Below are 8,217 nucleotides of genomic sequence, written 5' to 3'. Positions count from 1 at the left end.
GGATCCCGGATCCCGCCGGGCCGCCGTCGTCCCCGGCCGAACGGCCGTCCTTCTTCGTTAGAGTGATCCACATGCTGGTTGCCGCCGCCGTCTGCCCCTGTCCGCCGCTGCTCGTCCCGGAGGTCGCCGCCGGCGCCGCCGCCGAGCTGGAGCCGCTGCGCGCGGCCTGCGACGAGGCGCTCGCCGCGCTGCTCGCGGCCGGACCGGAGCTGGTCGTGGTGGTCGGGACCGGTCCCGAGCCCGAGGTCTGGACCGAGGGCGGCGCGGGCTCCTTCCACCGGTACGGCGTGCCGCTGGTGGCCAAGCTGCCGTCCGGCCGGGTCGAGGGGCCGGAGCTGAGCCCCGCGCTGACCGTCGGCGCCTGGCTGCTGGAGCGGGCCGGGGCCACCGTGCCGACGCACGCCTGCGCGGTGCCCGCCGACGCGCCCGCCGACCGGATGCTCGGGCTGGGCCAGGGGCTGGCCGGGCTGGCCGACCGGGTCGGGCTGCTGGTGATGGGCGACGGCAGCGCCTGCCGCTCGCTGAAGGCGCCGGGCTACCTGGACGAGCGGGCCGAGGGCTTCGACGCGGTGATCGCGGACGCGCTGGGCTCGGCGGACACGGCGGCGCTGGCCGCCGTCGACCCGGGCCTGGCCGGCGAGCTGCTGGCCGAGGGCCGGGCCCCCTGGCAGGTGCTGGCCGGCGCCGCCGGGGGCGCCGGCCTCACCGCGCGGCTGGGCTACCGGGACGCGCCGTACGGGGTCGGGTACTTCGTCGCGTCCTGGAGCTGAGACCGGGCCCGGGGAGCGGGCCGGCGAGCGGCCCGGGAGCGGGCCGGGATCAGGCGGACGGGCCGCCGGCACCGGGAGCGCCGGGAGCCCCTGGAGCGCCTGGAGCGCCCGGGTCGCCGGGCTTGTGGGCGAAGTCGTCGACCGCCCCCTTGGCCTTGCTGGCGCCGTGCTCGATCTTGTCGCTGTACTTGCCCTTGGTCGCCTTGTCGATCGCGCCGCCGGCCTTGTCCACCACCTGCTCGATCTGCTCGCTGTGCTTGCCGGCCAGTTCGCTCGCCTTCCCCTTGAGCTCGCCGGCCTTGCCCTTGAGGTTGTCCATCAGACCCATGGTGGTCTCACCGTTCCTCTCTGTTTCCTGCTCAACGTCCGTCGTGGCCGAACCGTTCGCAGCCCGGTGAAAACGGCCGGAACCGCTCATATCGTCGCCCGGTGGGGCCGGACGGACGGGGAGGTCACCGGCGCGGCGACGGTTTTGCGAGACTGGTCCGGTGAGCAGCTCCCGTACCGTCCAGCCCCATGCCGCCCCGCCGCGCGTCGTCTCGGTGGTGGGCGCGACCGCCGCCGGCAAGTCCGACCTGGCCGTCGCCCTCGCCCGGGCCCTGGGCGGCGAAGTGATCAACACCGACTCGATGCAGCTCTACCGGGGCATGGACATCGGTACGGCCAAGCTCACCCTGGCGGAGCGCGAGGGCGTCCCGCACCACCTGATGGACATCTGGGACGTCACCGAGGCCGCCAGCGTCGCCGAGTACCAGCGGCTGGCCCGGGCCGAGATCGACCGGTTGCTCGCGGCGGGCCGGACCGCCGTCCTGGTCGGCGGCTCGGGTCTGTACGTCCGGGCGGCGATCGACGAGATGGAGTTCCCCGGCACCGACCCGGAGGTCCGGGCCCGGCTGGAGGCCGAGCTGGCGCAGGCCGGCCCGTACGCGCTGCACCGGCGGCTGGCGGAGCTGGACCCGGCCGCCGCCGAGGCGATCCTGACCGGCAACGGCCGACGGATCGTCCGGGCGCTGGAGGTCATCGAGATCACCGGGCAGCCCTTCACCGCCAACCTGCCGAGCAACACCGCCGTCTACGACGCCGTCCAGATCGGCGTCGCGGTGCCCCGGCCCGAGCTGGACGAGCGGATCGCCCTGCGGGTCGACCGGATGTGGCGGGCCGGACTCCTGGACGAGGTGCGGGAGCTGGAGGGGCTCGGCCTGCGGGAGGGCCGGACGGCCTCCCGGGCGCTCGGCTACCAGCAGGTGCTGGACCACTTCGCCGGCGAGTGCACCGAGGACGAGGCCCGTGCCGAGACCGTCCGGGCCACCAAGCGGTTCGCCCGCCGCCAGGAGTCCTGGTTCCGGCGCGACGACCGGATCCACTGGCTCTCCCGGCCGGCCGGCGCTGACCCCGCCGAGCTGCTCTCCCGCTCACTGGAGCTGATCGAGCGTCAGTAACCGGACGGGCCGTGGACGGGATCCGGCCAATCCGGCGGTGCAGCTGCGCGCGCAGGTGGGCGTGCAGGACGAACCCGCGGTTACGGCCGGATCACGTCATGGCCACGGATCACCCGATGGCCCCGGTCAGGCCCGGAACGCCCTCCTGGACATGCCATCATCGATGCCATAAGGGTCGGCCCCGGGCGGGTCGACCGTTGCCCGGCCGCGAGTCCGCACTCGTGTCGAACTGTCAGGGGAGGCCGCGTGTCGACGGGTACCGGCCCCGAAAGCGGTCAGAGCGGGAGCGCCACGGCTCAGGCCGACGGCCCCGACGCCTCCTCCCTGCCGGACCTGCCGGTGCTGGCGGGTCTCGACGGACCGACCTCCTACGCGCTCGCGCTGCCCGCCCTGGACACCAGCGCCCCGGCCGGCGCGGTGCACGAGCGGGAGATCCGGCCGCGCCGCCGGCTGCGCTGGTGGCAGACCCTGCCGATCGCGCTGCTGGGCACCGCCGGCTCGCTGATGTTCGCCTTCCCGCTCGCCTTCGGCTCGGCCGGGGCCGGCTCCGCGATGGTCGGCATGCTCGGCCTGCTGCTCACCGCGGCCTCGGTCGGCTGGGGCGCGATGGCCGCCCGGCACGCCGGGTACAAGTGGCCGGGTCTGCCGCGTCGCGGCTCGGGCCGGCGGGCCGGGTGGAAGGCGATCGTGATCTACACCCTGGTCGCCCTGGTCGCCTGCGCGCTCGCGCTGTGGCGGGTCGTCCACCTGCGCTGACCGCCACCGCCGCCGCCTCGGCGGGCGCCGTCCGCCTGCTGGTCCGCGGCGCTGCGGAGCGGGCCCGCTCAGTATGATCGGGAGGGTGAGCGAATCCTCCGTGACCCCCGCCGGCCTGCCCTTCCTGAAGGGGCACGGCACCCAGAACGACTTCGTCATCGTGCCCGATCCGGACGGCCTGCTGACGATCGGCCCCGAGGCGGTCGCCGCGCTCTGCGACCGCCGGGCCGGCATCGGCGGGGACGGTCTGCTGCGGGTGGTGCGCTCGGCCGCCGACCCGGTCGCGGCCGACCAGGCGGAGCAGGCCGAGTGGTTCATGGACTACCGCAACTCCGACGGTTCGATCGGCGAGATGTGCGGCAACGGCGTCCGGGTCTTCGCCCGCTACCTGGTCGAGGCCGGGCTGGCCGCGCCGGGCGAGCTGGCGGTGGCCACCCGGGCCGGCGTGCGGCGGGTGCGGGTGGGCGCGGACGCCGGGGACGGCACGCCCGGTCAGGTGACCGTGGACATGGGCCGCGCGGTGCTGCCCGGACCGGACGGCATCGAGGTGGCGGTCGGCGAGCGGCGCTGGCCGGCCCGCAACGTGAACATGGGCAACCCGCACGCGGTGGCCTTCGTGGACAGCCTCGACCAGGCCGGCGACCTGCTGAGCGCGCCGCTCACCAGCCCCGCGACCGCCTACCCGGAGGGCGTCAACGTCGAGTTCGTGGTGGACCGCGGTCCGCGCCACGTCGCGATGCGGGTGCACGAGCGCGGCTCGGGCGAGACCCGCTCCTGCGGCACCGGGGCCTGCGCCGTCGCCGTGGCCGCCGCCCGGCGGGACGGTGTCGACCCGGCGGTCACCGGTGAGGCCGTCACCTACACCGTGGACGTGCTCGGGGGCCGGCTGATGATCACCGAGTACCCGGACGGCCGGGTGGAGAAGACCGGTCCGGCGGTCATCGTGGCCCGTGGCGAGCTCGACCCGGGGTGGCTCGCCACCGCCCACCGGTAGGTCCGGTTCGAACAGCCCCTGGCAGTGCGGCCGGTTTGCCCATTTCGTGCGGCGATGAATCCCCCCGTTCGGGTGATCCCGATGACCGACGGGGAGCAGGGCGTCGCGGAACGTGCTCTGCTCGGTAGCATGGACCACCGGGTCGGCCAATGCTCCCGGTGACCGCTGCCGGAGGTGCCGATGACCATCGAAGCCGGGCAGCCCCTGGCGGGGCAGCCGACGTCCGCACGGCAGGCCGGGCCCAAGCGGCCCCTGGGAGGCCTCGGCCGGGCGGCCCTCGGCCGGGCCGGGCGCGCCGCCCTGCTGGCCACCGGCCGCACGCCGGTGCCGGACGCGCTCGAACCGCTGGTGCAGGCCCACCGCCGCCACCACCCGCAGGCCGACCTCGGCCTGCTCGGCCGGGCCTACCGGCTCGCCGAGGCCAGCCACCGCGGGCAGAAGCGCAAGAGCGGCGAGCCGTACATCACCCACCCACTGGCCGTCACCATGATCCTGGCCCAACTCGGCGCCGGGACGACCACGTTGGTCGCCTCGCTGCTCCACGATACGGTGGAGGACACCGAGTTGACGCTGGACCAGGTGGGGGCCGGCTTCGGGCCCGAAGTCGCCTACCTGGTCGACGGGGTGACGAAGCTGGAGAAGGTCGACTTCGGTGCGGCGGCCGAGGCGGAGACGTTCCGCAAGATGCTGGTCGCCACCGGGGACGACGTCCGGGTGATGGTCATCAAGCTCGCCGACCGGCTGCACAACATGCGCACCATCCGGCACATGAAGCCCGCCAGCCGGGTCCGGATCGCCAAGGTCACCCGGGACGTGCTGATCCCGCTGGCCGAGCGGCTGGGCATCCAGGTGCTCAAGGCGGAGCTGGAGGACATCGTCTTCGCCACCCTGCACCCGGAGGAGTACGCCCGGACCAGGGCGCTGCTGGCCGGCCGCGAGGACCACCCGGACGCCCTGCTCGCCCCGTTCGCCCTGGCGCTGGGCCGCCAGCTCGCCGAGGCCGGGGTGGCCGCCGAGGTCACCGTCCGGCCGCGGCACTGCGTCTCGCTGCACCGGGTCCTGCTCAAGCGGGACGCCGCCGCCGGGCCGGACGGGCGGCCGCAGGGGCCCCAGCCCGCCGACTTCGGCCGGGTGCTGGTGGTGGTCGAGGAGAACGCGGACTGCTACGCCGTGCTCGGCGAACTGCACACCTGCTGGACACCGCTGCCGGGCGAGTTCAAGGACTTCGTGGCCGCTCCCAAGTTCAACCTCTACCAGTCGTTGCACACCGCGGTGGCGCTGGAGGGCGGCGAGGTGGTCGAGGTGCTGGTCCGCACCCGGCGGATGCACGAGATCGCCGAGACCGGGGTGGTGGCCCTCGGCGACCCCCGCCAGCCCGGCACCGAGCCGGGCGCGGACGAGCTGGACCGCACCGACCCGGCCAGACCCGGCTGGCTCAGCCGGCTGCTGGAGTGGCAGCAGGAGACGCCCGATCCGGACGCGTTCTGGTCCGCGCTGACCGCCGACCTCGCCGGGGACCGCGAGATCACCGTCGTCACCGAGGCCGGCGAAACGCTTCAGCTGCGGGCCGGTGCCAGCTGCGTCGACGCGGCCTACCTGCTCGGCGAGGAGACCGGCCACCGATGTATCGGCGCCCGGGTCAACGGCCGGCTCACCGCGCTCTCCACCGTCCTCCAGGACGGCGACCGGGTGGCCATCCTCACCGAGCAGGGCGATCCGGCCGCCCGCCCGTCCGGCCCGGCGCCCGAGTGGCTGGCGCACGCCCGTACGCCGGCCGCCCGGCTGGCCATCGAGCGGTGGCTGGCCGACCACCCGCCGCGCGTCCCGGTGGTCCGCACCGGGCCGTCGGCCGGCCAGCTGGCACCGCCCGCGCACCGCGCCGCCGAGCGCGGCGAGGCCCCGGTCACGGTGGTCGGCCGGCCCGGGGCGCCGGTCCGGCTGGCCCGCTGCTGCACCCCGGTGCCACCGGACGAGGTCAGCGGCTTCGCGATCCGCGGCGGCGCGGTCGCCGTGCACCGCACCGGCTGCCCGGCCGGCGAGCGGATGCGGGCGGACGGGCGGGGCACCCCGGAGGTCCGCTGGCGGCCCGGCGCCGCGCCGCCGTCCGGCTACCGGGCCACCCTGCGGGCCGAGGCGCTGAACCGGCCCCGGCTGCTGGCGGACCTCACCGCGGCGATCTCGGGGGAGGGCGTCGGGATCGTCTCGGCGGAGGTGGAGCCGCCGCAGGAGCTGCGGGTCCGGCACACCTACACCGTGGAGCTGCCTGAGCCGGGCGCGCTGCCCGCCGTGCTGCGGGCGATGCTCCGGGTCTCCGGGGTGTACGACGTGGGCCGGCCGTTCGCCCCGGCGGGGGGCGGCGCCCGCACCCCGGCGGCGGCGGGCGGGGCGGCGACCCGCCCGGCGCCGGGCCCGGCGCCCGAGCCGGTCTCCGGCGCGGTGTCCGGGCCGGTGTCCGCGCCGGTGTCCGCGCAGGGAAATGGGGATGACCCGTCGGCGCCCGGCGTGCGACCATCATGGGGAATTCACGGCCGGTCCGCGGCGTTCACTGGACACTGAACACAAGAGTCCCAGTGGGCTCCGTGGCCCTGAGGGGTAGCTCACGACTCGCCCGAGCGGTAGACGGGGCGGCAGCTGGGCAGACTCCGGGTGAGACCGTTGTGCACGGTCGCGCCCACAGGCCGTCCCACTCCTGCAGCCAAAGGACAGAATGACCTCCACGTCAGACACCCGCGACCACGCCGACGCCCCGCGCCGCTTCGACGGTCTGCGGGCGGAAGCCCTCATGGACGAGGACCTCGCGGCCATCGACGAGGACCTCGACCACCACTACGACGGCGACCAGTACGACCGCAGCGAGCGAGCCGCCCTGCGCCGTGTCGCCGGCCTCTCCACCGAACTCCAGGACGTCACCGAGGTCGAGTACCGCCAGCTCCGTCTGGAGCGCGTGGTGCTCGTCGGCGTCTGGACCGACGGCACCGTCGAGGAGGCGGAGAACTCGCTGGCCGAGCTCGCCGCCCTCGCCGAGACCGCCGGTTCCGAGGTGCTGGACGGCGTCATCCAGCGCCGCGACAAGCCCGACGCGGCCACCTACATCGGCTCCGGCAAGGCCAAGGAGCTGCGCGACATCGTCGCGGCGACCGGCGCCGACACCGTGGTCTGCGACGGTGAGCTCACCCCGGGCCAGCTGATCCACCTGGAAGACGTCGTCAAGGTCAAGGTCGTCGACCGGACGGCCCTGATCCTGGACATCTTCGCCCAGCACGCCAAGTCCCGTGAGGGCAAGGCGCAGGTCTCGCTCGCGCAGATGCAGTACATGCTGCCGCGCCTGCGGGGCTGGGGTCAGTCGCTGTCCCGGCAGATGGGTGGTGGTGGCTCCGGCTCGTCCGGCGGCGGCATGGCCACCCGTGGTCCCGGTGAGACCAAGATCGAGACCGACCGTCGGCGGATCCGCGAGAAGATGGCGAAGCTCCGCCGTGAGATCGCCGACATGAAGAAGGGCCGCGACACCAAGCGCCAGGAGCGCAAGCGCCACCAGGTGCCGTCCGTGGCCATCGCCGGTTACACCAACGCCGGCAAGTCCTCGCTGCTCAACCGGCTCACCGGCGCGGGCGTGCTGGTGGAGAACTCGCTGTTCGCCACCCTCGACCCGACGGTGCGCCGGGCGCAGACCCCGAGCGGCCGGCTCTACACCCTGGCCGACACCGTGGGCTTCGTCCGGCACCTGCCGCACCACCTGGTCGAGGCGTTCCGCTCGACCATGGAGGAGGTCGCCGACGCGGACCTCATCCTGCACGTGGTGGACGGCTCGCACCCCGAGCCGGAGACGCAGCTGGCCGCCGTCCGCGAGGTGATCGTCTCGGTCGAGGCACAGAACGTGCCGGAGATCGTGGTGATCAACAAGGCGGACGCCGCCGACCCGCTCGTGCTGCAGCGCCTGCTGCGCCGCGAGCCGCACGCCATCGTGGTGTCGGCCCGCAGCGGCCTGGGCATCGAGGAGCTGCTGAAGCTCATCGACGACGAGCTGCCGCGCCCGGCGATCGAGGTGCAGGTGCTGGTCCCGTACACCCAGGGCGGCCTGGTCTCCCGGGTGCACGCCGAGGGCGAGCTGCTCTCCACCGAGCACACCGCCGAGGGCACCCTGCTGCACGCGAAGGTGCCGGCCGAGCTGGCCGCCGAGCTGGAGCGCTACGCGGTCGCGCTGAGCTCGCAGAGCTGAGCACCGGCAGCCGACGGGCCCCGGCCTCCCTTCGTGGGAGGC

Annotated in this window: 7 protein-coding genes; 6 read left to right on the top strand and 1 reads right to left on the bottom strand. The window is 74.8% G+C overall.

The features are described from left to right. Window positions 1-770 (top strand): class III extradiol dioxygenase subunit B-like domain-containing protein (locus tag ACFWA9_RS36795; protein ID WP_380393508.1); only part of this gene is annotated, 770 nt, incomplete at its 5' end. Between the two features lie 49 nt (window positions 771-819). Here the strand turns inward: ACFWA9_RS36795 and ACFWA9_RS36790 are convergent. Next, on the bottom strand, window positions 820-1,089 hold the full coding sequence (locus ACFWA9_RS36790) for an antitoxin (protein WP_380393505.1): 270 nt from the start codon (window positions 1,087-1,089) through the stop codon (window positions 820-822). Between the two features lie 169 nt (window positions 1,090-1,258). Here ACFWA9_RS36790 and miaA point away from each other — a divergent pair, with 169 nt between their 5' ends. The 5 genes from miaA (at window position 1,259) to hflX (ending at window position 8,175) form a co-directional block, all read left to right on the top strand. Next, window positions 1,259-2,209 carry a tRNA (adenosine(37)-N6)-dimethylallyltransferase MiaA gene (gene miaA, locus ACFWA9_RS36785; protein WP_359806502.1) on the top strand — a complete coding sequence of 317 codons (951 nt, stop codon included), beginning with the start codon at window positions 1,259-1,261 and terminating at the stop codon, window positions 2,207-2,209. Window positions 2,210-2,455: 246 nt separating this feature from the next. Further along, on the top strand, window positions 2,456-2,965 hold the full coding sequence (locus ACFWA9_RS36780) for a hypothetical protein (protein ID WP_329489829.1): 510 nt from the start codon (window positions 2,456-2,458) through the stop codon (window positions 2,963-2,965). A gap of 85 nt (window positions 2,966-3,050) precedes the next feature. Beyond that, window positions 3,051-3,959, top strand: coding sequence for a diaminopimelate epimerase (dapF, locus tag ACFWA9_RS36775; protein ID WP_380393503.1), 909 nt, complete (start codon window positions 3,051-3,053; stop codon window positions 3,957-3,959). 180 nt (window positions 3,960-4,139) lie between these two features. Next, on the top strand, window positions 4,140-6,515 hold the full coding sequence (locus ACFWA9_RS36770) for a RelA/SpoT family protein (RefSeq protein ID WP_380393500.1): 2,376 nt from the start codon (window positions 4,140-4,142) through the stop codon (window positions 6,513-6,515). Between the two features lie 151 nt (window positions 6,516-6,666). Continuing rightward, window positions 6,667-8,175 (top strand): GTPase HflX, encoded by a 1,509-nt coding sequence (gene hflX, locus ACFWA9_RS36765; RefSeq protein WP_329489832.1) that lies wholly within the window; start codon window positions 6,667-6,669, stop codon window positions 8,173-8,175. The last annotated feature ends 42 nt before the right edge of the window (window positions 8,176-8,217 follow it).

The sequence above is a fragment of the Kitasatospora sp. NPDC059973 genome (genome assembly GCF_042737525.1).
In the GTDB taxonomy this organism is placed as follows: Bacteria; Actinomycetota; Actinomycetes; order Streptomycetales; family Streptomycetaceae; genus Kitasatospora.
This window is presented reverse-complemented; position numbering and strand designations above follow the sequence as displayed.